General features: G+C 38.8%; 24 protein-coding genes and 1 other annotated feature. Of the genes, 17 read left to right on the plus strand and 7 right to left on the minus strand.

The window, feature by feature from the left end; all coding sequences use genetic code 11:
* Positions 1 to 97: 97 nt before the first annotated feature.
* From J3U50_RS00730 to J3U50_RS00750, 5 genes are all read left to right on the plus strand, one after another.
* Complete coding sequence (locus J3U50_RS00730; protein ID WP_257719910.1) at positions 98 to 220, plus strand: hypothetical protein; 123 nt, start codon at positions 98 to 100, stop codon at positions 218 to 220.
* Positions 221 to 273: 53 nt separating this feature from the next.
* Positions 274 to 1,146: a ribonuclease H family protein gene (locus J3U50_RS00735; protein ID WP_301945363.1), complete on the plus strand. Its 873-nt coding sequence runs from the start codon at positions 274 to 276 to the stop codon at positions 1,144 to 1,146.
* Between the two features lie 49 nt (positions 1,147 to 1,195).
* Positions 1,196 to 1,747 carry a sugar O-acetyltransferase gene (locus tag J3U50_RS00740; RefSeq protein ID WP_054608426.1) on the plus strand — a complete coding sequence of 184 codons (552 nt, stop codon included), beginning with the start codon at positions 1,196 to 1,198 and terminating at the stop codon, positions 1,745 to 1,747.
* A gap of 233 nt (positions 1,748 to 1,980) precedes the next feature.
* The gene (locus J3U50_RS00745) at positions 1,981 to 3,570 is read left to right on the plus strand and encodes a BCCT family transporter (RefSeq protein ID WP_054605804.1); all 1,590 of its coding nucleotides are present in this window, start codon (positions 1,981 to 1,983) and stop codon (positions 3,568 to 3,570) included.
* A 97-nt stretch (positions 3,571 to 3,667) separates the two neighbouring features.
* Complete coding sequence (locus J3U50_RS00750) at positions 3,668 to 4,606, plus strand: phosphoglycerate dehydrogenase (RefSeq protein WP_034532572.1); 939 nt, start codon at positions 3,668 to 3,670, stop codon at positions 4,604 to 4,606.
* Between the two features lie 54 nt (positions 4,607 to 4,660).
* Here J3U50_RS00750 and map read toward each other — a convergent pair whose 3' ends face one another.
* Positions 4,661 to 5,455 (minus strand): type I methionyl aminopeptidase, encoded by a 795-nt coding sequence (gene map / locus J3U50_RS00755; RefSeq protein ID WP_054608424.1) that lies wholly within the window; start codon positions 5,453 to 5,455, stop codon positions 4,661 to 4,663.
* Between the two features lie 151 nt (positions 5,456 to 5,606).
* Between map and J3U50_RS00760 the strand changes: the two genes are divergently transcribed.
* Positions 5,607 to 6,482: an alpha/beta hydrolase gene (locus J3U50_RS00760; RefSeq protein WP_301945364.1), complete on the plus strand. Its 876-nt coding sequence runs from the start codon at positions 5,607 to 5,609 to the stop codon at positions 6,480 to 6,482.
* A gap of 81 nt (positions 6,483 to 6,563) precedes the next feature.
* Complete coding sequence (locus J3U50_RS00765) at positions 6,564 to 7,973, plus strand: MFS transporter (protein WP_054608422.1); 1,410 nt, start codon at positions 6,564 to 6,566, stop codon at positions 7,971 to 7,973.
* 42 nt (positions 7,974 to 8,015) lie between these two features.
* Here J3U50_RS00765 and J3U50_RS00770 read toward each other — a convergent pair whose 3' ends face one another.
* The 4 genes from J3U50_RS00770 to J3U50_RS00785 form a co-directional block, all read right to left on the minus strand.
* Complete coding sequence (locus J3U50_RS00770; protein ID WP_301945365.1) at positions 8,016 to 9,938, minus strand: M13 family metallopeptidase; 1,923 nt, start codon at positions 9,936 to 9,938, stop codon at positions 8,016 to 8,018.
* Between the two features lie 90 nt (positions 9,939 to 10,028).
* The gene (locus J3U50_RS00775; protein WP_054608409.1) at positions 10,029 to 10,937 is read right to left on the minus strand and encodes a glycine betaine ABC transporter substrate-binding protein; all 909 of its coding nucleotides are present in this window, start codon (positions 10,935 to 10,937) and stop codon (positions 10,029 to 10,031) included.
* 14 nt (positions 10,938 to 10,951) lie between these two features.
* Entirely contained in the window at positions 10,952 to 11,812 is an 861-nt protein-coding gene (locus tag J3U50_RS00780; protein WP_053792026.1) for a proline/glycine betaine ABC transporter permease, read from the minus strand.
* Positions 11,805 to 13,004, minus strand: a complete 1,200-nt coding sequence (locus J3U50_RS00785) for a glycine betaine/L-proline ABC transporter ATP-binding protein (RefSeq protein WP_041153039.1) — start codon at positions 13,002 to 13,004, stop codon at positions 11,805 to 11,807. Before J3U50_RS00785 ends, J3U50_RS00780 begins: the two co-directional genes overlap by 8 nt.
* Positions 13,005 to 13,299: 295 nt before the next feature.
* On the opposite strand from J3U50_RS00785, the gene J3U50_RS00790 reads away from it, so the two are divergent.
* From J3U50_RS00790 to J3U50_RS00825, 8 genes are all read left to right on the plus strand, one after another.
* Positions 13,300 to 14,328 carry a YibE/F family protein gene (locus J3U50_RS00790; protein ID WP_237756987.1) on the plus strand — a complete coding sequence of 343 codons (1,029 nt, stop codon included), beginning with the start codon at positions 13,300 to 13,302 and terminating at the stop codon, positions 14,326 to 14,328.
* Positions 14,328 to 15,092, plus strand: a complete 765-nt coding sequence (locus tag J3U50_RS00795; protein ID WP_054608406.1) for a YibE/F family protein — start codon at positions 14,328 to 14,330, stop codon at positions 15,090 to 15,092. Before J3U50_RS00790 ends, J3U50_RS00795 begins: the two co-directional genes overlap by 1 nt.
* A gap of 76 nt (positions 15,093 to 15,168) precedes the next feature.
* On the plus strand, positions 15,169 to 17,097 hold the full coding sequence (locus J3U50_RS00800) for a S9 family peptidase (RefSeq protein ID WP_301945366.1): 1,929 nt from the start codon (positions 15,169 to 15,171) through the stop codon (positions 17,095 to 17,097).
* Positions 17,098 to 17,190: 93 nt separating this feature from the next.
* Positions 17,191 to 17,682: a hypothetical protein gene (locus tag J3U50_RS00805; RefSeq protein ID WP_301945367.1), complete on the plus strand. Its 492-nt coding sequence runs from the start codon at positions 17,191 to 17,193 to the stop codon at positions 17,680 to 17,682.
* Between the two features lie 130 nt (positions 17,683 to 17,812).
* Positions 17,813 to 18,047: a binding site (T-box leader), on the plus strand.
* Between the two features lie 81 nt (positions 18,048 to 18,128).
* Complete coding sequence (locus J3U50_RS00810) at positions 18,129 to 18,953, plus strand: MetQ/NlpA family ABC transporter substrate-binding protein (RefSeq protein ID WP_301945368.1); 825 nt, start codon at positions 18,129 to 18,131, stop codon at positions 18,951 to 18,953.
* 34 nt (positions 18,954 to 18,987) lie between these two features.
* A complete protein-coding gene (locus tag J3U50_RS00815) occupies positions 18,988 to 20,058 on the plus strand; it encodes a methionine ABC transporter ATP-binding protein (protein ID WP_301945369.1) in 1,071 nt (356 codons plus the stop codon).
* Positions 20,059 to 20,061: 3 nt separating this feature from the next.
* Complete coding sequence (locus J3U50_RS00820; protein ID WP_034532587.1) at positions 20,062 to 20,754, plus strand: methionine ABC transporter permease; 693 nt, start codon at positions 20,062 to 20,064, stop codon at positions 20,752 to 20,754.
* A 14-nt stretch (positions 20,755 to 20,768) separates the two neighbouring features.
* Entirely contained in the window at positions 20,769 to 21,932 is a 1,164-nt protein-coding gene (locus J3U50_RS00825) for an ArgE/DapE family deacylase (protein WP_301945370.1), read from the plus strand.
* Positions 21,933 to 21,970: 38 nt separating this feature from the next.
* Here the strand turns inward: J3U50_RS00825 and J3U50_RS00830 are convergent, their stop codons facing one another.
* Together J3U50_RS00830 and J3U50_RS00835 are read right to left on the minus strand one after the other, a co-directional pair.
* The gene (locus J3U50_RS00830) at positions 21,971 to 22,663 is read right to left on the minus strand and encodes a VIT family protein (RefSeq protein WP_054605793.1); all 693 of its coding nucleotides are present in this window, start codon (positions 22,661 to 22,663) and stop codon (positions 21,971 to 21,973) included.
* 12 nt (positions 22,664 to 22,675) lie between these two features.
* Positions 22,676 to 23,359, minus strand: coding sequence for a VIT family protein (locus J3U50_RS00835; RefSeq protein WP_301945371.1), 684 nt, complete (start codon positions 23,357 to 23,359; stop codon positions 22,676 to 22,678).
* Positions 23,360 to 23,673: 314 nt separating this feature from the next.
* On the opposite strand from J3U50_RS00835, the gene J3U50_RS00840 reads away from it, so the two are divergent.
* The gene (locus J3U50_RS00840) at positions 23,674 to 24,849 is read left to right on the plus strand and encodes an aminotransferase class I/II-fold pyridoxal phosphate-dependent enzyme (protein ID WP_054608398.1); all 1,176 of its coding nucleotides are present in this window, start codon (positions 23,674 to 23,676) and stop codon (positions 24,847 to 24,849) included.
* 13 nt (positions 24,850 to 24,862) lie between these two features.
* The gene (gene ppcA, locus J3U50_RS00845) at positions 24,863 to 26,374 is read left to right on the plus strand and encodes a phosphoenolpyruvate carboxylase (RefSeq protein WP_301945372.1); all 1,512 of its coding nucleotides are present in this window, start codon (positions 24,863 to 24,865) and stop codon (positions 26,372 to 26,374) included.
* The last annotated feature ends 28 nt before the right edge of the window (positions 26,375 to 26,402 follow it).

Raw genomic sequence — 26,402 nt, forward strand, 5'->3', positions numbered from 1 at the left:
TATAATAATGAGTGAATAATTCTAATTTGCGTTAGGTACCGTCTTTATATTATAATGGTACTAATTAATTTATGGTTAACAGGAAGGGGTGTCTCTAGTGAGAATTTGTCATCCAAATGGTGTTCAAGGACGTCGTCCAATCAACAACAACAAGCGTAACAAGAAACAAAAAGAAGTTGCTGACTTACAAAAATTCTTGAAGTCAAAGCCTGCTAAATAATCTTTTGGACTCAGATTTTCTGGGTCTTTTTTTGTACATAAAAGGAGAAAAAGATGGCTAGTAAATTTTATGCAGTAAGAAAAGGAAAAAAGCCTGGTATATATAGCACTTGGGACGAATGTAAGAACCAAGTTAACGGTTTTCCTGGCGCCGAATATAAAAGTTTTAAGACCCAATCAGAAGCCAAAGCCTACATGGGATTAGCAAAACCAGCTAAGAAGGCTGTGCCTAAGATGACCAAGAGTGGATCAATCACACTATATAGTGACGGTGGTTCTAGAAACCATGGAAATAAGCTCGGCCAACACGTTAAGGATGACGACAAGGCTGCCTGGGCATATTTAATTATCAAAGACGGTAAGAAGCATTATGCCTCTGATGGTGAATTCGGTGCTACAAACAATAAAATGGAAGTCTTAGGGCTAGTTAACGCCTTGCAGTACATCATAGACCAGGGATGGCAAAACGAGTCTATTGACGCTATATTGGACTCTAAGTACGTCTTAGATTCAATCACTAAGGGATGGCTAAACTCTTGGCGTCGTCGTGGTTGGAAGAAAAGCGATGGAACAGTCATCAAAAACAAAAATGAATTCATGCAACTATCAGCACTACTAGGCCAATTTAAGCACTTAAACTTCAAATGGACTAAGGGTCATGCTGATAACTCTGGAAACAATTTTGTTGATAAACTTTTGAATGAAAAAATGGATGATATGAAATTAAATCAACCAAACAAGACAAGTGTTCATTCAACAATTAAGAAGCGTACCGAAGAGCCTAAAATCGTTGAGAAAAAGGGGAAAAATCCCGATATAACAGTTAAACCAGCTGAATCAAAAACGGCTAAGGAATACATCGATAGAGATAAGTCAGTATCTGACATTGAGAAGAGCCTTCGTGATTTAGGTTTTTTTGATAAATAATTTCATATGATACAATAATAATTGAATAAGTTATGAAAGCTGGCAAAATATGAAAACAGAACGTGAAAAAATGACGGCAGGAGAACCTTATCAACAATATGACGAAGAGTTACAACAAAGACGTAGTGTTGTTAGAAAAGAGTTAAGCGCCATTAATTCACTATCAGATAATAAAGAACAAAACCAACGACTAGCTAAATTGCTTGGCGATAGTGGTAATAATCTATGGATTGAAACCGGCGTTGAATTCGACTATGGATACAACATCCATGTTGGAGACGACTTTTATGCCAACTACCACTTAACATTGTTGGACACATGCCCAATCACAATTGGTGATCATTGTTACTTTGGTCCAGACGTTGGATTGTACACACCGGTACATCCATTGGACCCAGACCAAAGAAAGGCCGATGTCGAAATGGGAAAACCAATTACCATCGGTGATAATTGCTGGCTAGGAGGACATGTGACTGTATTGCCCGGTGTTACATTGGGTGAAAATGTTGTCGTTGGTGCTGGATCAGTTGTTACCAAATCATTTGGCGACAATGTGGTCATTGTAGGTAATCCAGCTCGTGTTATTAAAACGGTCAAATAGGAATTAAAATATGCTTTTCAAACGCCCGTGCGGCCACATTTTACATAAATTGTTATTTGTGTATAATATAATTGAAATGCAAAAATAATTCGAATTTAATTTGTATAACCTTAGAAAAGCTGTGCAGATGGTCATTCGTTATATACGAATCACTTATTTGTGCAGCTTTTTGTGTTTAATCTCAGAGGAGGATTATTATTTTTAAAAGTAAAAATATCGACAAGCTCGTCTTTATTCCTACTGTCGTATTATTTTTAGGGGTTTCAGTATTTTTGATAATTGGTGGTTCTTCACTACAAGGACTTCTAAACAACGTATTGAACTGGGTAACCAGCAATATGGGTTGGGGTTACATGTGGATTTACATCATCAATTTCTTGTTTTTTGTATATTTGATGTTATCAAAGTATGGCAATATTCGTTTAGGGGAACCTACGGATAAGCCGGTGTACAAGAACTTCCAATGGGGTTCAATGGTCTTTGCGACCGCCATCGATGCAAGTATTCTAATGCTTAGCATGGTGGACCCATTGAGATACGTTCAACATCCAGAAGGATCTGTTAAACCATACTCAGTGACTGCTTACAACTTAGCTCACATGTATGGTCAATACGATTGGGGTCCAATGGCTTGGTTGATGTTCGCGGCACCCACGATTGCTATTGGTTATATGATGTATAACAAGAAACGCAAAATTCAATCTCTAAGTGATGCGATTACCATCTTAGATGGTGAAAAACTTTGGCAAAACATTGCCAGAAAAATCGTCAACCTACTAGTAGTATTTGGAATCATGGGAGGGGTAGGAGCCTCCGTAGGTTTGGAAATTCCAATCATTTCCAAAGTCTTAAGTTCTTTAACCGGAATTCCTGATAATCTAAATATGAAACTAGGATTATTCTTGGTATTATTCATTATCTTTGCACTAACCGTCTTTAAGGGACTAAACGGTGGAATTGATAAGTTAAGTAATGCCCACATCTGGACCGCTATTATTTTCCTAGCAATCGTCTTGCTAGTTGGTCCAACCGTATACATTCTAAATTCAGAAACAAACAGTGTCGGATTATTGATTCAAAAATTCATTCCAATGAGTATGAATACCGTGCCAAACGGTCGTCCCGGAATTGCCCAACAAGAAACCATTTTCTATTGGGGTTGGTGGTTATCATACATGCCATTCATGGGACTATTCATTGCTAAGATTTCCAAGGGACGCACAATCAGACAAATCGTCATGGGGATGCTTACCTATGGTGCTTTGGGATGCATGAGTTTTTATGCCGTCTTTGGTGGTTACTCACTATGGCTACAAAAGACCGGAACATTGAATTTAACACATATCTTAAATACGCAAGGCCAAGCCGCTGTTATTTCAGCCGTTCTTGGAACCTTACCTATGAAGTATGTCATGTTTGCATTTTACTTTATTTCCTGTTTCATCTTCTTGGCAACCACGATTTCATCATCAGCATTCGTGCTTTCTTCATTTACCAGTTTGCCACTTGGTCCTGGTAAAGAACCTAGTCGTGTTAACAGAATGACCTGGGTAGTTGTATTTATCCTATTCTCATTCAGTTTAGTTGTCGTTGGGGGATTTGAGACAGTTCAAACTTTCTGTACCTTAGCCGGGTTCCCATTGATGTTCGTCTGCATCTTGATCATTATGTCAGTCTTTAAGATGATTAAAAATGATCCTACCGTAATTAGAAATCCAAGATGGACGCCACGTCGCGGGAAGAAACCAGTTACTGTTGAACGAAAGAGTGCCATTAAGGGTAAATTAATCCTATGGCCAAAAAACACAATTAATAGACATTAAAGTCGCTAAAAGCCACTAATGGATATAAAAAATCCATGTAGTGGCTTTTTTTGTGATAATATTTATATGTTATAAAAAATGAGGAGTTGAAGAGAAAATGGCTAAAAAAGTAATTATTCCTAAAGAATTTGCTCATTATTTAGGCGAACCACTTAGGGATTATGGCTTTGAAGTAGTGGAATTAGAAGATCAATACGCAGACTCTCTACTTCAACACAAAGATGCTGATGGAATGGTAATTAATGCGACTCCATTAAGCAATGACACTATCGACCAAATGCCTAACCTAAAGGTTATCGCACGTTTTGGTGTGGGATACGATAATGTCGATTTAAACCACTGTAAGGAACGTGGAATTTACGTTACCAATACACCTGGTGGAAACGAAGTGGCGGTTGCTGAATGTGCCGTTACCGATATTTTAATTTTATCTAAGAACCTATACACAGTTTCTCAAAAAATGCATGAAGGTGATGACTCATACGCATTCCATCACCCATCACACGATATTAAGGGTAAGACAATTGGGATTGTTGGTTATGGAAACATTGGTCAACAAGCTGCCAAGATGCTTTCAGGTTTCGGTGTTAAGACATTGATCTGGAACAGAAGCCCTAAGACTTCAGAATACGGTGAATTCGTTGAATGGGATGAACTATTTAAACGTTCTGATTTCGTTTCACTACATCTACCAGCAGTGAAGGGAACTATCGGTTCTGTTAATAAAGACACATTCAAGATGATGAAGAATTCAGCATTTATCGTTAACTTTGCTAGAGGTGCAGTGATTAACGAACAAGACATGATTGAAGCCTTGAAGTCTGGTGAAATCGCCGGAGCAGGTCTAGACGTGTTCGAAAAAGAACCACTTCCAATGGATAGTGAACTAAGAAAACTACCAAACGTCTTCATGACTCCACATAATTCAGGATTCTCAGTAGAATCATTTACTAAGATTTCTAACATGGCAAGTAGTGAAGTAAACCACGTGCTAAAGGGTGAAAAGCCTGAACACTGTGTTAACGGTTTGGACTAATTCAACCAAAATAAAAAGCCCCGTAAGAATTATCTTACGAGGCTTTTTTGTTTATTATAGTTTGTACTTTTCGTCGATGTCGTCGCCTTGAGAGGTTAGAATCTTTGGACCATCTTTAGTGATAGCAATGGTGTGTTCGTATTGAGCTGAGTTAGTACCATCTGATGATACGTAGTAAGTCCAGTCGTCCTTAGCATCGTATCTATCAGTGATTTCCCAAGTTCCTAGGTTAACCATTGGTTCGATGGTAATGGTCATACCTTCTTTTAGACGTAGACCCTTACCAGGTTCACCGTATGCAGGAACGTTTGGTTGTTCGTGCATAGTAGGTTGAATTCCGTGACCGATTAGTTCACGAACGTCACCCATGTGGTTTTGGTTTTCAATGAAGTCTTGGCAAGCAAAACCAATATCACCTAAACGGTTACCAACAACGGCTTGGTCGATACCGCGGTATAGAGCTTCCTTACATACGTCCATTAGCTTTTGGTCTTCTTCTGAGATGTTTCCAACTGCATAAGTCCAGCAAGAGTCACTTTCAAAGCCATCCTTGTTAACGGTCATATCAACCTTAACAATGTCACCATCTTTAAGCTTTAGGCCCTTACGTGGAATTCCGTGAGCTACTTCGTCGTTAACTGAAACACAAGTAGCAAACTTGTAGCCTTCAAAACCTTTTTCTGATGCCTTTGCACCATGTTCGGTGATGTATTTGTCAGCAAATTCTTCGATTTCCCAAGTATCTAGACCTGGTTTGATCATGTCACGTAAGCCAAGGTGAACGCCAGCTAAGACTTCACCGGATTTGGCCATCATTTCGATTTCGCGTGGTGATTTAAGTGTAATCAAAATAAATTCTCCTTTATTCGTTCATATTTAGTCTATACCTATAATCTACTACAAATTACTAGATTTGGCTAATTAATGCACATAATTATGGATGTAAATTTTGTGATTTTCTAGTATGATAGAGAGTAGAAGAAAAGAGAGGGGAATCATCTTGAGTAAAACAGCTAAGACCAATATTATTTTGATTATTGTGACATTAATTGTTGCGTTTTTCGCAGTTTTCTTTGCGATTAGAAGTGACAACCTATTAATGTCTCGATCATCTAGAGGTGGTCAAAACACACCAACATTGTATGTTCATGGTCTGGGAGGATCTAGTAAATCCACTAATCACTTGGCAACAATTGCATCACGTGATGGAGGTAACCGTTCTCTAATTATACTAGTTAATAAACGAGGTAAAATAAAATATAAGGGTAATCTTGAACTAAATACCAGAAAACCAATTATTCAAGTTATTTTCAAGAAAAAGTTTACACCGGTTGATCAACAAGTAAGTTGGTTACATGCAATTCTATTAAAACTAAAAGACCATTATGGATTTAATTACTACAATGCTGTCGGTCATTCTACCGGAGCCGTTACTATCTTAGATACAGCTGCAAGGTATAACAGCGATGAAGACATGCCAAAATTACAAAAATTTGTTTCAATCGCCGGACCATACGACGGTATCATCAAGTTAGGCAGTACGGGTAATGATAATTACGTTGATGCACAAGGTAAACCCATGATTTACTCACAAGCTAACAAGTGGTTCCCATCATATCAATTACTTTTAAATGATTGTAAGACATTCCCTAAAGATGTTTCTGTTTTGAATATATATGGTAACGATAATACCAAACAAGAATCAGACGGTGTCGTTTCAGTTGCCTCAGCTCGATCATTGAAGTACTTGATTGGTAAACGTGCTAAGAACTACCAAGAAATCCCAGTTAATGGGGTCAATGGTCAACACAGTCGTTTGCACCACAACATCTTCGTTGATCACATCATCGCAAGGTTCTTGTTCGACGAAAATTAAGCAAAGCAAAATAGTTTACTTATTAAACCTAAATCGATAAAATAGAAAAAGTATTAAATTATAATGATTCTAAATTAGGAGATGAAGGTTTTGAAGAATTACGATTTAAATGGTAAGCCATACAATCGTTTTTTGTTCGTCATTGTATTACTTTTGGGTAGCTTTACAATGTCAATGAGCCAATCATCAATTTCAACCGCTTATCCTACCTTAATGAGCTCATTTGGAATTGATGCTTCGACTGTTCAATGGTTAACTACCGGATTTATGCTAATCATGTGTGTCATGATGCCGGTTAGTCCATGGTTACTTAACAATGTTAAGTTTAAGCAATTATTCTTATTGATTTTAGCAATTTTTGATATCGGAACTTTGATTGTGGTAGTTGCACCTAACTTCCCAGTGATGATGTTAGGTCGTGCAATGGAAGCAATTGCTGTTGGTATTTTATTCCCATCATACCAATCAGTGTTGTTATACATTACACCTGAAGAAAAAAGGGGGACTACCATGGGATTTGCTGGCCTAATCATGGGTTCAGCACTTGCTTGTGGTCCAATTCTTTCAGCAATCGTTCTACACTTCTCAGCATGGCGTGGATTATTCATCGTCTTTGCCGTTATCATTTCAGTTCTATTTGTAATTTCACTATTTGCAATTAAGAATGTCATGCCACAAAAGGAAAGTCACCTAGACTTCCCATCAGTCATCCTATCAGTTGGTTTGATTGGTATCCTATACGTGGTTAACATGATTGGTAAGACCAACATTGATTTGACTGAAGCCATTATCATCTTGGTTGTAAGTATCTTAATGGTTGCGATGTTTGCAATTCGTCAATTCAAGATGGATCAACCACTACTACAATTGAGAGTGTTAAAGGACTTTAACTATGACCTATCAGTTGGTTTAACAGGTGCTTCATACATCGCTTTAATTGTTGTGACAATCATTTTCCCACTTTACTACCAAGACGTATTGGGAGTAAGCAAGACTGTTTCTGGTTTAGCACTAGCTCCTGGTGCCATCGTATTGAGTTTGTTAAACCCATTAACTGGTAAGTTAGCAGATAAGATTGGTTTCAAATCAACCATGCTAACAGGGATGTTCATGATTCTAGCCGGATGGTTAGTATTGAGCATCACCGGCGCTACATTGGGTCTTGTACCAATGATGGTAATTGCTGCAATCATCGAAGGTGGAAACGCCTTTGTCATGATGCCGGCCGTTACAATGGGTGCTAACTCATTACCAAAGGATTTAATCTCAGATGGTACAGCAGTTATTTCAACATTTAGACAAATTCTTGGATCAACTGGTGTCTTGGTTGCTACCTTGATTTTATCTAACGTTATGAACAACAACATTGCTAAGGGAATGAGCCATGCAATTGCCCAAATGGGTGGTTTCCATGTCGTCTTCATTACATTCTTTGTGATTGAACTATTCGGTTTAGCAATGGCATTAATGCTTAAGAACACTAAAAAATAAAAGCTAAATAAAAAGGCCTGACTTTTGTCAGGTCTTTTTTTATTACCAAATATTTACTCGCTTATCTTCAGGTAAGTACATTCCGTCCCCGGGTTGAACGTCGAAGGTCTTGTAGAAGTCTTCTAGGTTCTTCACTTGAACTTGTGCTCTTAGTTCGGTTGGAGCGTGCACATCGATTGATAGTAGTAATTGTTTGTATTGTTCAGTTGATTTGGTACGCCAGATGGTTGCCCAGTTGATGAAGAAGTCACGTAGGTCTACGTCTGCTTCTCCCTTGGCAGCTTCTAGGGCGCAGCTTAGACCACCAGCATCGGCGATATTTTCTGAAACGGTCAACTTACCGTTAACCTTTTGTCCGGCGAAGTCTAAACCATCGAATTCCTTAATCATGTTTTCGGCTAGGGCATCGAAGTGCTTATGATCATCTTCGGTCCACCAGTTGTTTAGGTTACCGTATTGGTCGAATTGACAACCGTTGTTATCAAACGCGTGAGAAATCTCATGGGCGATAACGGCACCGATACCACCAAAGTTTTGACTTGATGATTGTTCTAGGCTATAGAAAGGTGCTTGTAAAATAGCAGCAGGGAAGACAATCACGTTTTCCAGAGGTGAGTAGTAAGCGTTAACCGTGTTAGCGCTCATGTCCCAGATGCTATTATCTACTGGTTGGTTCCACTTGCTGAACTTATCCTTAGTGATAATCTTGTCGATGTTTTCAACGTTGGTGTATAAATCACCGCCATCTTCCTTACCAACTACCTTGAATTGGTGGTAAAGTGGGTTGATTTCATCAGGGTAACCAACGTGAATAGCTAGAGCGTTTAACTTTGTGATAGCCATCTTCTTAGTGTCTTCACTCAACCAGTCGTTTTGTGATAGACGCTTTTCGTAAACGTTAATCATCTTAACGACCATGTCGTGAACATCTTGTTTAGCCTTTTCACCGAAGTACTTACGACCGTAGTAGTCACCAACGACTTGGTCGAATAATCCGGATGCTAGGTAGTATGCGGCCTTCTTAGGTTTAGTAGCTTCCTTCTTACCTGAAAGGGTACGTGAGAAAGTTCCACCGATTTGACGGAATTCTTCTGATAGTAGACCAGCAGCCCCCTTAACGACCTTCACAATCATCCAGTTCTTCATCTTGGAGAATGTATCGTCGTTGACGATTTCATTGAATGCCTTGAAGTAGTCTGGTTCAGTCACGATGACTTGATCAGGCACTTGGCCAATTAGACCAGTAACGTAGTCATCCATATCAAACTTGTCAATTTGACTAGCTAGATCACTGTAGCTCATTGGGTTGTACATCTTAGCGAAGTCGGCATTTTCTTCGGCTGACTTGATGTGTGGTGCGATGGTTCTATCGAAGTCTTCAGCGGCATCGACGATGTTTTTAGCTTGTTGTTCGTCGTAGCCAACCATAGTTAATAGCTTTTGCATCATGTCACGGAACACTGGCATTAGTTTGGCACCAGCCGGGTTTTGTTTATCATAGTAGGTCTTATCTGGTAGGAAGGTTGAAGCACCGCTTGCGTACAATGCGTTGTACTTGGCGTTCTTCATGTCTGCTTCAATGCCGAAACCAAATGGTAGGGGCAAACCAGATAGAGTCCAATCAGATAGTTGCTGATTTAAATCGTCGAATGATTTAACGTCTTCGATTCTTTGAAGGGTGGCTTTTAGTGGTTTAGCACCATCTTGTTCACGCTTATCAAAGTCCATTGCTAAATCGTATAACTTCTTGAATTCTTGCATATCGTCATTTGATGGTTGCATTGATCCATCAAGTAGGGCGTCAAAGTCATTCATTAAAGTTTTGTCGATGTTATCGACTAGGTCCATGAAACCACCGGTTGAAGAGTGGTCTGATGGAATGGTTGCATTCTTAACCCATTCACCGTTAACGGCTTGATAGAAGTCGTCTTTGATTAGTGATTCGTTAATCTTGTCATTACTCATTTTGACACCTCATTTACGTTTATTTTTTTGCTATATCCCTAGTATATAAAAAAGCTATTCTAAAGTTAATAGAATAGCTTTTCTTTATTATTATTTGTTGATTAAATCTTCGATTGAGTTGATGTTCTTCATGTACTTAGGAACAGCCAATCCAACCTTAGCACCATTCAAGTTTGGACCAACATCGTCGATTTTATCCTTGTATTGTTTCATGTATAAACCGGCAGTGTTAGGTAACCAAGCTGATAGTGAGGCATCGGCAGCGTTAGTTGCGATTGATGCCCACATTGGTTGCATTTCTAGGGCTTGGATAGTTGCCTTGTAACCCATCTTGTTTAGAACTTCAGCCATCACATTAGTTGATGCGATTTCTGAATCCCAAGCAACATAAGTTAACTTAACTGCTTTACCATTACCTCTTGGAGCACCTTTAGTCCATTCTTGGTATAACTTAGGGTTCTTCTTGATGAAGTTATCAGCAGCTACCTTAGGATCAACACCAGCATTAGTTTGTAGCATCACGTCTGACATTTGAGATGGAGTCCAGTGGAATTGCTTTAGAATCTTGTAAGCACCAGGATTATCCTTGGCTAGACCCTTTCTAGCAATTGTGTGGATTTGTTCTGAAGAACCGTAAACATTCTTAGGATCCTTTAGGAACTTAAGAGGGAACTTCTTGAACATCCAGTGTGGTTGCCATCCGGTAACTACGATTGGTTGTTTGTACTTAATTGCTTTAGCTAATGTAGAAGTCATTGCAGCAGTTGAACTAGTTTGTAGTTGCCACTTGTTTTGTGCTAAAGGATATTCCTTTAACGCATTTTGTGTAGAAGCCATAATACCGGCCCCAGCATCAATACCAGTGATGGTGTAGTTGATTTGAGGACCTAACTTCTTATGAGGATTGTATGGAGAAGTTAAACTACTACAAGCAGTTAGAACTGTTGCCATAAGAAACATGGTTAATGTTGCTAAAACATATCTAGTTTTCTTTCTCATTTAAATCCTCCTAATTAGTGTTTTTTGTTCTTGTTAAAGGCTTGAGTAACACGGTCTAGGATGATTGCTAGAATTACGATTGCAAAACCAGCAGTGAAACCAGAACCAGCGTTGTTTCTACCTACGGCGAAGTATACTTCTGAACCAAGACCAACGGCACCAATCATTGAAGCGATAACTACCATTGATAGAGCAAGCATCATACCTTGGTTAACACCAGACATTAATGTGTTCTTAGCAATTGGTAATTCAACCTTGATTAGCTTTTGCCAACCAGTTGAACCGAATGAATCGGCAGCTTCAATTAAATCAGTAGGAACTTGTTCAATTCCTAGGTTAGTCATTCTAACTACTGGAGGTAGTGAGAAGATAACAGAAGCAATAACCCCGGGTACCATTCCGATACCGAATAAAGCAACGGCAGGAATTAGGTAAACGAATGCAGGCATTGTTTGCATAAAGTCTAGGATTGGTTTAACGATTACCTTAACAGTGTGACTCTTTGCCATCCAGATTCCCAAAGGAATACCGATAACAACGATAATTAGACTAGAAGTAAGAACTAGTGTTAATGTTTGAGTCATATCTCTCCAGTAACCTTGGTTGTAAATTAATACAAGACCGATAAGTTCGAAGATCATTAGTCCCCAGTGCTTGCTGTCATGTAATGCCCAGTAAGTAATACCTAGAACTAAGACGATGAATAACCAAACGGGTAGTAAATCAAATACCCATTGGAATGAGTTAACGATTGCACCGATGAAATCAGTGATACCGTTGAAGAAACCAACGAATTGAGTTAACCAGTTAACGAAACTGTTAATCCAATCCGCAAATGGAATTGGTTGCATAGTTAAAGAAAATAAATTAGCCATTATTTTGCACCTCGTTTCCAGAAATTGCGCCTAATACGGAACTTCTAATGATAATTCCTAGTAGTCGATCATTGTCGTCCAATACCGCGAATGGTACTGAAGTCTTGGAAATGTCGTTTAATAGTGACTTGATAGGTGTATCAGGTGTAGTTGTTGGAACGTCGGTTCTAAGGATTGATTCTAAGTCACGCTTGTCATCTTCGATTTGTTTGATAACATCCTTAGCATCAATTAATCCCTTGAAGTGGTGTTCTGAATCAACAACGTAAACACTTGAGTTGTGGTTGTCCTTCATTAATCTTAGAGCGGTTCTTGGACCGTCTTTTTCGATGTTGATAACATCTGGTCTAATCATAACGCGGCTAGCAGTAAGAATCTTAGTTCTGTCCACACCTTCGATGAATTTTTCAACATAATCATTCTTAGGGTGTTGTAAGATGTCTTCTGGTGAACCGATTTGAACAATTTCACCATCACGCATGATCATAATACGGTCACCAATACGTAGTGATTCGTTTAAGTCATGTGAGATGAAGATGATAGTCTTCTTTAGGTGTGATTGTAAATCTAGCAATTCGTCTTGCATTTCTTTTCTGTTAAGTGGATCCAATGCTGAGAATGCTTCATCCATCAATAGAATTTCTGGGTCATTAGCTAAACCACGAGCTAATCCGACACGTTGTTGTTGTCCACCAGATAATTCATTAGGGTATCTATCATCATATCCGTGTAATCCAACTAGTTCTAAGCATTCATGTGCTTTTTGATGTCTAGTTTCTTTATCGACTCCTTGGATTTCTAAACCGTAAGCGGTGTTTTCGATAATGGTTCTGTTAGGGAATAGAGCAAAGTTTTGGAATACCATACTCATCTTCTTACGTCTAAATTCACGTAATTCTTTCTTATCGAATTTAGTAATGCTTTCCCCGTCTAATAGAATTTCACCATCAGTTGGTTCGTATAAACGGTTCAACATTCTAATTAAAGTAGACTTACCACTACCGGAAAGTCCCATGATAACAAAGATTTCATTTTCGTTAACATCGAAGTTGGCATCGTGAACACCAACCACGCTGTTAGTTTTAGCTAAAATTTCATCTTTGGATTTTCCTTCGTTGATCATTTCTTTGGCACGACCAACATGACGACCGAAAATCTTGGTTAGATGTTTAACTTCAACTTTTTTGGTCATGATCTTCCTCCTTGAAATTGTAGTTTGTTTAAAGCATAGGTACTATTATTACAAAGAAAAATGTTATGTGTCAAATAAGTTACATTCGCAAAATGCCGATTTGCCGGCTTTAAACGGCATAAGCTTGCATGATGGAGCCATTTAAGATTTATTTAATTAAAGTGTGTTAAAATTACCTAAACTGGAATTTTTAGGTTCAAAATTTGATAATTAAGAAGGAATTATTTTGGGTAATTTATTGAAAAAATTCCCCATCAAAATGGTGGGGATTTTTGCATTAATTGGGGTAATTTTAATGTTTTTTGTCAGTCACGATGACTTTTTATATACTCAACCAATTATGCAGATTCAAAAAGTCGAAGAACTTAGCAAGACTAAGGAGGTCGATACTTTTCAAAATGTTGATCACAGCTATGTACAAAAACTAAGCGGGGTAATCACCAACGGTAAACACAAGGGTGAACACATCACGTTAAACAATACATATACAGACTCTAAGGCGATGGATAAGAAATACAAAGTCGGCCAAAAAGCCTTTGTGGTCTTACACGGACAGGGTGAAAGCACAATTAGAGATGCCAAACGAGACACACCGGTCGTCTTTTTAATTTATCTAGCAATCGCTCTGATGTTTATCTTCCTTAAAATGGCGGGAATTACGGCCATCGGAAGTATCATCATTAACACCATCTTGTTCATGGTGGCACTATACTTTGATGGTTTTAACAACGGATCCAACGTCCTATGGATTTTCTCCATATTAGCGGTGCTATTTTCTGCCATAACTCTTTGGCTAGTAATTGGGTGGAACCGTCAAATGTTTGTGACACTCGGCTCAACGGTCGCATGTACCTTTTTGTCGATTCTAATCAGTTTAATTGTCTTTCATTTTACGCATGAAAAGGGGATTTTCTACGAATCGATGCAATATGTCACTCAGCCACCACGTCCATTGTTCCTAGCTGAAACCATTATTGGTTCATTAGGAGCGGTGATGGATGAATCAACCGATATCATTTCTTCATTATTTGCGTTGAAAATGGAACGTCCTGACGTCTCAAGAAAGCAACTATTCTTGTCAGGTCGAAACATCGGTAAGTCCATCATGGGACCACTAATTAACGTCTTATTCTTCATCTTTATGGGTGAAACTTTGTCGATGACTCTTCTATTCTTAAAGAATGGCAATAGTTGGGGATACTCATTTTCAATGAACATGTCGTTGGGGATGGTGCAAAGTCTAATCAGTGGGATTGGAATTGTCCTAGCAGTTCCGGTTGCCAGTGGATTAACCAGTTTTTTTGCAGAAAAGAGGCGTAAATAATGAGTGCAATTATCGCGTTAGGCCTTGTCCTATTAGTGCTAATGGTATTGGTAGGGGGTAAACAGGGTTTTCAATCATTTCTAAGTTTGGTGCTTAACTTTGGCTTCTTATTCTTCGCGATTGTCTTGATGGCATTTCACTTCCCACCAATCGTCGTCACTTTGATTGCCGGAGTGATTCTATTGGCCTTGACCATCTTCTTGAGTGGGACCAATGATGAAACCAGTCGTCTAGCCTTTATCGCTTCCGTATTGGTGCTACTAGCGCTTGTCTTATTGATTGTGCCAGTCGAACACTGGGCACAGGTGCAAGGATTCGGTCTAGAAGATAGTGATGACTTAGAAGGGCTATCTCTACCAATCGGAATTAGCTTTATCGATATTGCGATTTCCACAGCCATCCTAAGTACACTGGGTGCGATTGCCGAAGCAACCATGGCGATTGCGTCTGGTTTGGATGAAATTAAGGAACAACATCCGGAAATCAAACCTAACCGTTTGTTCTTCGATGGGGTCTATGTCGGAAAACAAATTATTGGAACGACATTGAATACCTTATTCTTTGGACTATTCGGTGGATCATTATCATTATTTGTCTGGTTCCACGGATTATCCTACTCACTGGGTGACATCTTAAACGACAAGGTCTTTGATGCCGAGTTCATCATCATCTTATTCTCGCTAATCGGTGTTATCATCACGATTCCAATTACATCGTTTGTCATTACCGAGCAATTTAAAAATCAAAAACAAACAAAGTCCTAACATTGTTAGGGCTTTTTTATTGCATTTATGCCGATAAAAATTAATACTAGACTTAAATTGAAAAGAGGCGTTGTTAATGAATAAAAAAATAGAATCAAATGACTTATTTGAATTGAAATCCATTACCCAAGTTACTGCTATTAATGGAAATATTTTCGCTGTTTTAAACCGTGTCGATAAGCAAGAAAATACCTATTTTGCTGATATTATCAGCATTAACAACAAGAATGAAGTAAAGAAATGGACCGATGGTGGCAAGAACGTCAGCCCCGTGCAAGTGGGCGATTACCTAGTCTATCTACATAATGGTGATTTAATGAGAATGCCACTATCCGGTGGTAGTGCCGAACAACTTACCAAGGATGCTAATATATCCAAACTGGTTAGTGGAAAAGATGGCCAAACCGTTTTCTATCAATCATCAGATAGTAAGGTGCCCGCTAAGTTTGAAACTGCCAAGTTCCCAGAAACTAGAAGGGTCCACCGTTTTGATAACCGTCATGACGGCATTGGGTGGGTCGATGATCAAGCTACTGATACCATCTACCGTTACAACATTAAGATGAACCAAAGAAACGCTGTCTACAGCTCCAAGTACGACTTGAGTTTGCAAGATGCCAATGCCAAACAAAATCGCTTGTTGGTAATCAAACCAACTAATCCAACCTTAGAAACCGAATCAGATGAAACTAGGGCGGTCTACGATGTTGACTTGACCAAGGATACGGAAAAACAAGTTACAACAAGTATCGCCAAGGGTGAATTTAGCTACGCTAGTTATTCACCAGACGGTAAAAAAATCGCCGTTGTCGGAAATGATGCCAAGTATCCAAACGCAACCGTCAATGACTTATACATCTACGATGAAGTAAGCGATAAGTTAACCGATGCTACCGAGGACTTCGAGGGTGAAGTATTCGGTTCAATTACCGCCGACTTTATTCAAAATGAGGGTAGTCATTTAGTTTGGATGTCAGACACCAACTTTGTCTTTAGTGGCGTGACTCACGGCCACAGCGTTGTCTTTGAATACAACGGTCACGATATCACCAAGTTATTTGAAGGCCACTGTCATGTCGTTGACCTAACCGCCATCGATGGTGAGATCTACTTCAGCCTTTCAACACCAAATACACCAAGTCAATTAGTCCAACTAGTTGACCAGCAACTAGACGTGAAGTTTGACCCTAACGCCAACTTCTCAGCCCAACATGATTACGCTGACGTGACACCTTTTGAAACACCATCCAAAGACGGTAAGACTACTGTTGAGGGATGGGTATTGAAGTACACCGGTAGTTCTAACCATCTTCCAGTAATTCTATATGTCCACGGTGGTCCACAAGCTAACTACGGTGAAAGTTTCTTCCATGAATTCCAAGTCCTAGCTAGTCGTGGTTATGCCATCGTCTACGTCAACCCTCGTGGTTCTACCAGTTACGGTCAAGAATTCGAAACCGGCGTCATCGGTAGATACGGTAAGGAAGACTTTGCCGATGTTCAATCTGGTCTAGACGCTGCCTTGAGTCAGTTCGCCGACCTAGATGAACAAAACACCTTCATTGCCGGTGGATCATACGGTGGATTCATGTCTAGTTGGGCAATTGGTCACACCGACCGTTTCAACGCTGCAATTGTGCAACGACCTGTATCTGATTGGCACTCATTATATGGAACATCCGACATCGGAGTTCGTTTCATTAGAAAAGAACTTGGCAAGGATCTATACGATGAGGGCGGATTGGAATACTACTGGGATTGCTCACCATTGAAGTACGCCCACAACGTCAAGACACCCACTAGAATTCAACATGGTGAATTTGACATGCGTTGTCCGGTTAACCAAAGTGAAGCGCTATTCACAGCGATTAAGCAAACCGGAACACCTGTGGACTACATTCGTTATCCACAATCATTCCACGGATTCTCAAGAAATGGATTACCAAACCTTCGAATCAAACGTCTATCAGACATCTATGAATGGTTTGATAAATATTTAAGATAGTATTAAGAAAAGCTGTTATGGAAACATTCAGCTTTTTTTATTAAATTAAAAATGACATAATAAAGTCATTACATAAAGAAAGCAGGACTGATAATGGATACTGTTATTTATTTAATTTTATTTTTTGTTGTAATCGCTCTATTACTATTCGGTGCGTATGAAACACTACCAAAGATTCACAAGTTGAATAAGACCATCAATCAAAAGACACTTGATTCATTTGGCGGAGATAAGAAACAAATTGACGCATTTAAGTCAGGAGAAAAGAAGCTTAACGTCATTACTGGTCAATACGTGATTCTAGCAATCGTCGCTACTGCGTTTATCTTAAGCATCATCTTCCCAGAAATGGCCAACAACTACTTGATCATCGTGTTATTTGTACTACAAGCAATTTACATCTTCCTAGAGTTAAAACTACCTAGCTTAGAAAAGAAGCATGGTGAATTTACCGGGGATGTATTAAAGAAACGTCTACAAGCAATTCGTCTAACATTTTTCGCATTCATCGGTTTCTTCGTAGCCGTAGATGTGTTAATTTTAATCATTGAATTACTATTTTCTCAGAATGTAAGATTGCTATAAAACACTAAAGGAGCCTTAATTAGGCTCCTTTTTATTTATTAAGAAAATATTAAATTAGAAAATAATGATAAAAATATGTTGCAATATTAGAAAATGGGTGTAGTATATAAAACAACTTAACCGATACGAATAAAACAAGATGATCAGGAGAGTAGTTATCCAATGATTGCGCAGAGAGTTCACGTTTGCTGAAAGTGAATGAATCAGAAGATAATGAATATGGCCTGTAATTTGGCATCGCTGATAATTAAGCGATGATGGGGTGGCAACCATTATTAATTGCACGCGTTTATATAGACGTTATTGAGGGTGGGAGTGCAAGCTTCCACTGAATTAGAATGGTACCACGGAACTCCGTTTCTAGATTTAATCTAGGAGCGGAGTTTTTTTGTTGGCTAAGTTAAAAATTCCGTTACATACATTTATATTTTTAGGAGGTTATTCTTATGAAGAAGAATTACAAGAAATTATTATTGGCTTTTACATTTTTATTGGTATTACCACTAACCCTTTTAGCAAGTTGTGGTAAGGATTCAGGACACACAGTTAAGATTGGTATCATGGGTGGAGACACACGTGTTTGGAAAGCTGTTCAACAACGTGTTAAAAAAGAAGGCGTTGATTTACAATTAGTTCAATTTACTGATTACTCACAACCAAACAATGCTTTAACTAACAAAGAAGTAGACATTAACGCATTCCAAAACTACGCATTCCAAGACAACTGGAACACTGCTCACCACACTAAGATTGTTGCTATTGGTAAGACTATCTTTACTCCATTAACTCTATACTCCAAGAAGGTTTCAAGCCTAAAGGATCTTAAAGATGGCGCATCAATTGCTGTTGCAAACGACGTTACTAACGAAGCTCGTGGATTAAAGCTACTTGCTAGTGCCGGTCTAATCAAGCTAAAGAACACTTCACTACCAACTCCAAGTGACATTACTGAAAACAAGAAGCACCTAAAGATTGTTCCTCTAGATGCTGCCCAAACTCCAAGAGCTCTATCTGACGAAGACGCTGCTGTTGTTAACGGTAACTTTGCATTAGATTCAAACCTAAGTTCAAAGGATGTTCTATTTAAGGAACCAACTAACAAGGATTCAATCCCATACATCAACATCATCTCAGCTAACAAGAGTGAAGCTAACAACAAGTACTACAAGAAGGTTGTAAAAGCTTACCAAACTCAAGCTACTAAGGATCTTTTAAAGAAACTTTACAAGGGTGAAGACATTCCTGCATGGGACATCAACTTCAACAAGTAAGGTTTAGAAACAAAATAGAGGTAGAGGTGAAACTATGGCACAAATTAGTCTAGAGCACATCGATGTCACCTTTAAGCAAAAACACCAAGTTTCAAAGGCGGTACAAGACGTATCGCTACAAATTGAAAAGGGTGACGCTTACGGTATCGTTGGTTATTCAGGGGCTGGTAAAAGTACTCTAGTACGAGTAATTAACCACCTGCAAAAACCAAGTGCCGGAAAAGTGATTATCGATAACAAAGATATTGATAAATTCAGCCATGCGCAAATTCGTCAATTAAGAAAGAACATTGGATTTATTTTCCAACACTTTAACTTAATGAACGCAAGAACAATTGAAGACAACATTCTATACCCAATGGTTGGAACTAAGACTTCAAATGAAGAAAGAAGAAAACGTGTTCAACGTTTGATCAATCTAGTTGGTCTAAATGGGAAGGAAAAGTTCTACCCAGCCCAACTATCTGGTGGACAAAAACAAAGAGTGGCAATTGCCAGAGCTTTGGCAAATAATCCACAAATCCTAATTAGTGATGAAGCAACCAGTGCGTTGGACCCAAAGACCACGCAAGCAATCTTGCAATTACTAAAGAAGATTAACAAGGAACTAGGCGTTACCATCGTCTTAATTACCCATGAAATGGACGTAGTTAAGTCACTATGTAATAAAGTAGCTGTCATGGATACTGGTAAGGTCGTCGAAAAGGGAAGTATCTTAGAAGTTTTCAGTAACCCTAAGACACAACTAACCAAAGACTTTATCGACACCACCAACAACGTCAAGGAAGCAGTGGATACACTAAGCGCTCAAGAACGTTTCGTTGAATTATCACGTAACCAACAACTATTCAGATTGCATTACATCGGTGCTTCTACTGAAACACCAATCATCGTTGATTTGTACCAAAAGTTTGGTGCCGTCGCTAACATCGTATATGGAAACATTGAATTTATTTCAAACGTGCCATTAGGTAACTTGATTATCGCAATCGATGCAGAAGAATCAACTATCAAAGAAATCAAAGAATACCTTGCTTCAAAGGATGTTCATTTAACCAACATCAATTTGGATCAAGAAAAAATCCGAAATAGTAAGGAGGGATAGCAGATGAGTTCATTTTTAACACATTACTTACCAAACGTGATGACAATGATTCCAGACTTTGAACAAGCCACAATCGAAACATTGTACATGACATTCGTAACAGCACTAATTGGTGGAATAATCGGTTTGTTTATCGGTGTTTTACTAGTCTTAACTGGACCAGAAGGAATCAGTGAAAATATTCCCTTCTACACTGTTCTAGATAAGATTGTGAACTTCTTCCGTGCCATTCCCTTCATTATTCTATTAGCTGTGATTGCTCCATTCACCAGAATTATCGTTGGAACTGCAATCGGTACCACCGCTTGTATCGTTCCATTGGTAATCGCCGTCATTCCTTTCTACGCTCGACAAGTGCAAAACGCACTACTAGACGTGGATAGTGGAATCGTTGAATCAGCCCAAGCCATGGGTTCATCAACATGGGGAATTGTTTTTAGAGTATATCTAAAGGAAGGATTACCTAAAATTATCCGTTCATCCGTGGTAACATTAATTAGTCTAATCAGTTTAACTGCAATGGCTGGTACCGTTGCCGGTGGTGGACTTGGTAACCTAGCCGTCATGGTTGGTTACCAAAGATATGAAAATGACGTTACCTTTGTATCATTAATCTTAATTTTGATTTTGGTATTCGTCATTCAAATTATCGGTGATATCTTAGCCAGATTAACTGATCACGAAAACGCAAAATAAGAAGGTAGATACTAATGGAAAAAGAAGAACAATTACAGGTATTAAAGGACCTAGTCGCCTTTAATACGGTAGATGCCAACGAAAGAGACATCGCGGATTATTTAAGCCAACTATTTAAAAAGCACGGAATCGCAAGTGAAATTGTGGACCAATTTGATAATAGAAGTAATCTAGTTGCTCACATTGGTAGTTCTTCGAAAAAGGTTTTGGCCTTTGCTGGTCATGAGGATACCGTTCATGAAAATAACTTGGCTGATTGGACCCACGATCCATTTATCCCATACGTCGAAGACGGCAAAATTTATGGCCGTGGTGTGACTGACATGAAGTCAGGTCTAGCAGCCCAAGTTATTGCTTTAATCGAACTAAAAGAAGAACATGCTGACTTATCCGGTCAGCTAAGATTTCTAGCAACCATCTCTGAGGAATTAACCCAGGGTGGTGCCAACTTCCTTTCAAAAAGAGGGGATGTTGACGACGTCGATGCCATCGTGATTGGTGAACCAACCGGTCAAAGACAAGGCAATCAAAACCACCATTACATTGTCTATGCTCACAAGGGAGCACTTATCTACACCGTTAAGAGTGTCGGAAAGGCAGCGCACAGTTCTACTCCAGAATTAGGAATCGATGCGATTGATAACCTTATCAACTATCGCCAGGCAGAAAAGCAATACTTTGCTAAACAAACCGGCGAGGATGATATTTTGGGTAAAACCATCTACACACCTGATATCTTTGAAGGTGGTAAACAGGTTAACTCAATTCCTGATTTCGCCTATCAAAAGGTCATGGTTAGAACCATTCCACAATTAAATAACGATCAAATCATTGCTGACTTGCAAGAATTGGTTGATTCATTTAATCAAAAGGATGGCTATAACTTAGAATTAGAGGTAAACTTCAGCGGTTATCCAGTCAAAAACGATGCCGATTCATCAATTGTCAACGCTGCTCAAGCTGCCAGTGAAGAAATCCTGGGCAACAAACTCGACTTGAAGACCTTATCAATGGGAACCGATGCTTCTCAATTTAAGGAACGTAATCAAGACCTGGATGTTATCATCCTAGGCCCCGGAAATGACACTGCGCATCAAACGGATGAATACGTTGATTTAGAATCATTATATTCATTCATACGTCTATATAAACAAATTGCAATTAACTATTTAAAGTAAATAAAAAAGCCTAAGCGCAATGCTTAGGCTTTTTTGTTTTAGAATTCGTTCATTAATTTCCCCATGGCATAGTGAATGATCATGGTTAGAATTCCGATGATGATGTTTCTGATTACTGCGACTTTGACCTTACCGTCACCCAGTTTGGCACTCATAAAACCAGTTAGACCAACTGAGACAATAACAGCTAAAATCGTTGCTGGCCAGCGGTAAATTCCACTAGTTAGACTCATTGCAAGAAGTGGGAACAATCCACCTAGTGCGGCTGAGAATAGGGATGAGAAGGCGGCTGACCACGGATTCATGTAGTGGTTTAATTCGATGTTGTACTTGATGCTAACCATTGTTTCCAATGGCTTTTTAGCAATCAATTCATCGGCGATTTCTTTGGCAGTTTCCTCGGTAATTCCACGACTCATGTAGAATTCTTGAACAATCTTCTTTTCACCTGCTAAATCGTTCTTTAATAGGTAACGTTCCTTTTCTACCGATGAGCTTTCGGCGTCACGTTGTGAACTAACGGATGCGTATTCACCGGATGCCATTGAGAAGGCGCAGGCTAATAGGTCGGATAGCCCGGCGATAAAAATTGTGAAGATGTTTGGTGTGGCCACGGCAACTGAGAACAAGACACCAACGACGGTAAGAATTCCATCGTTAGAACCCAATACCCCAGCTCTAAGGGTGTTTAGCTTTTCGTCCATTGTGGCGGTTTGTTTTTTCTTTTCCATTGTTATTCCTCCCTAGGCTAGACTTCCGACTAGCAAACCGATTAGATAGGTTACTAGCATGGTTAACATTCCAGATGCGACGTTTCTTAATGTTGATTTCAAACGGTTGGCGTTACTCAACATTGCGGCGGTGTACCCGGTCAGCGATAGGGCGATTAGAACCGCGATAAATGTTGCTACAACCTTGATGTTAGCAGGGAAAAGGGAGATAGCGACTAGCGGTAGGATTGATCCGGTTGGAAATGAAATCATTGACGCGATGGCAGCCGCGTATGGACTGGTGAATTGGTTGACGTTGAAACCGTATTTTTCACGAACGGTTGTCACCAAAGCGTCTTTGTTCATCATTTCGGTAGTGGCTTTAGTAGCCAGTTCGTCTGAGATACCACTATTCATGTATTTTTCCTTGACGATCTTGAATTCTGAGTCATAGTTGTCTCTTAAGGCAACCTTTTGTCTTTCAACGGCGTTCTTTTGAGAATCACTTTCAGAATTAACTGAGACATATTCTCCCATGGCCATTGAAACGGTTCCGGCAATCATGCCGGCAATTCCTGAAATAAAAATTGAGAAGGTGTTGCTAGTGGCACCGGCAACACCGATAACAATACCGGCAACCGATAGGATTCCGTCGTTAGAACCCATCACACCGGCACGAATGATATTAATACGTTGTGCTAAAGTTTGTTTTTTCATATTGAAGGCCCTTTCTAGTTTAGAATGGTTATTAATTAATAATAATTATAATTCACTTTTTTCATAAAGTAAACCCTTCATTTTTAAGGTACTACCGAACAATTATTTTTTCAATAACTAACAAAATATTTATCTGAGATATTGATATATCAATATCTTATATGATTGATAAAATTAGAAAATGATTAAAAATTATATTGTAATTTTAATGAAGTTATATTATAGTATTTAACAATATGATGCTCATTGAAAATTGGACTAATTGATTAGAAACAATCAATTGGTCCTTTTTTGCATATTTAGGAGGAATTGTAATGCCCAACTTATCATCATCACTTGTTGGTAGACATAACCAACGATTGAATGCATTAGCTCCATCAGGAATTAGAAGCTTTGATAAAAAGATTTCTTCCATTGATGGTTTAATTAAATTGACAATTGGAGAACCAGACTTGGATACTCCAGAACACGTTAAACAAGCAGGAATCGATAGCATTAAGAATAACGATTCCCATTATGCTGATCAAACTGGTAAAAAAGAATTGCGAGATGCAATCTCCAATCATTTATCAAATAAGTACGATTTAAAATATGATGCTGATAGTGAAGTGATTGTGACAGTTGGTGCCACAGAAGCCTTATACTCAACATTTCAAACAATTATTAACAAGGGAGATAAAGTAATTGTTCCAACACCTACATTTGCTTTATACTTCCCAATTATCGAAATCCTAGGTGGAGAAGTCATTAAGGTCGATGTATCTGAAGACGACTTCATCTTAAAACCAGAAAAACTAAAGGCCATCCTAGATGAACATGGTGACTCAGTGAAGGCCTTACTATTGAACTATCCAAGTAATCCGACCGGAGTTGAATATTCTAAAGAAGACTTAGCCGGACTTGCAGAAGTAATTAAACAACATCCGATGTATGTTTTATCAGATGAAATCTATAGCGACTTAACATATGGAGTAGAGCACTACTCAATTGCCAACATGTTACCTGAACAAACAATTTATCTAAGTGGTTTATCAAAATCACATGCGATGACAGGTTACCGAGTTGGATACATTTGTGGACCAGCAGAATTCATTAAGAAGGTTGGAATGGTTCACGCGTTCGTAGTTACATCAGTTACAAATTCTGCCCAAGTTGCGGCGGCTGAAGCATTAATCAACGGTGAAAATGATCCCGTTGAAATGGCTAAGATTTACCAAGAAAGACGAGATATCTTATACAAAGGTTTAACTGAATTAGGTTTCTCAATGCCAGAACCAAAGGGAGCATTCTACATGTTCGCCAAGATTCCAGCACAATACGGTAAAGACGATGAAAACTTTGCACTAGAATTAGCTAAGAAAGCTAAGATTGGTGTTATTCCAGGTAGTGCATTTGGACCTGGTGGAGAAGGTTACATCAGATTGTCATATGCTTCATCTAAAGAAGTTATTTTAGAAGCGCTAAAACGATTACAAATTTTTATGAAATAAAGGGGTAATTAACATGGACAGAAGAATTCCAAACATCATGGGGACTCAACACCCGGACAACGCTAACGTTCCATTTTTTAAGAACGATAACGACAAGTTCGTGTCCGCATTCAATGAAATTAACGAAGCGTATCAAAACTATTCCACATTAGATGCAGATGAATATATGTGGGATTGGGAAGGAAAACATGCTGACTCTTCCGTAATTGATCGCTTGTATTCTGAACATTACGATTACTTCAGTAAACATCCACTTGGTAACGACAGGTTCTTAACTTTCCGTTTACCAAACATCTGGGAAGAAACTGGTTACAGCTTAATGCAAGCTATGACTACTATCTTATTAGCTGAAGATTTTGCTCAAGACTTAGGTTTCAAAGACCGTCCATTGTTCGAAGCAATCTTACCAATGGCTAGAACAGCTGAACAATTGGTTAACATGGAAGAAAAATTCTCAAGCTTAGCTCACTTCAAATCAAAGGAATTTGAAAATGGTCACGAAAACAACGACCGCTTAAGAATGATTCCATTATTCGAAAGTTTTGAAGCTCAATTTAACGCTCCAGACATTTTGAAGAAGTACGTTGAAATTTACAAAGACGAATTTGGCGAAGACTTAACATACCTACGTGTGTTCTTAGCCGGATCAGATTCAGCTTTATCAAATGGTTTCTTAAACAGTATCATTGGTAACAAGTTAGCCCTAACTAAATTAGGTGAATTCGAAAACGAAACAGGGATCGATGTATACCCAATCGCAGGTACTGGTAGTGCCATCTTTAGAGGGGGACTATCTCCACTAATGGTCGACAGATACCTAGAAGAATTCCCAGGTCTAAAGACTGCTACCATCCAATCAGCATTCAGATATGACTTTGACTTAGAAACTGTTGTAAAACCAGCCGTAGCTAAGTTACGTGATGGTCTACAACACAATGCCTTTAGAATCATCAACGACGATGACCAAAAGACATTGTTATCAGTTGCTGATAAGGCGGCAAAACAATACCATGAAACTCTAGATCCACTAATCAACGACTTACAATCAGTCTTTGATTCATTCCCTAAGCGTCGTGATAGACACCAACACGTTGGTATCATCGGATACTCTAGAGATGTTGATGGATACAAGATGCCAAGAGCCATCACATTTACTGGTTCACTATACTCAGTTGGGGTTCCACCTGAAGTATTAGGTACTGGTCGTGTGTTAAGCCAATTAACTGATGATGAAATCAGAGCATTGAAGCAATACTATCCAAACATGAAGCATGACTTTGCTCATGTCTTGAAGTACTACAGTGCTGATGCTCTAGAGTCATTAATCGAAAAGAATGCTGCATGGAAGGGTGTTAAAGAAGATATCCAAGCCATCGAAGATGCATTCGATATCGAGGCTGGCCCTACTAACGAAGAAGAAAAAGAACACGCTAAGTTAGCAAACGATTTAGTTCGTATTGATGACCAAGAAGTTCGTGAAATCTTAATTGAAAAGATGGGACGTCTAAGACATTTCTTAGGTTAATTCCAAACAAAAAAGCTAGTGAGAATTT

This window comes from Lactobacillus sp. B3795 (genome assembly GCF_026535805.1).
GTDB lineage: Bacteria > Bacillota > Bacilli > Lactobacillales > Lactobacillaceae > Apilactobacillus > Apilactobacillus kunkeei_C.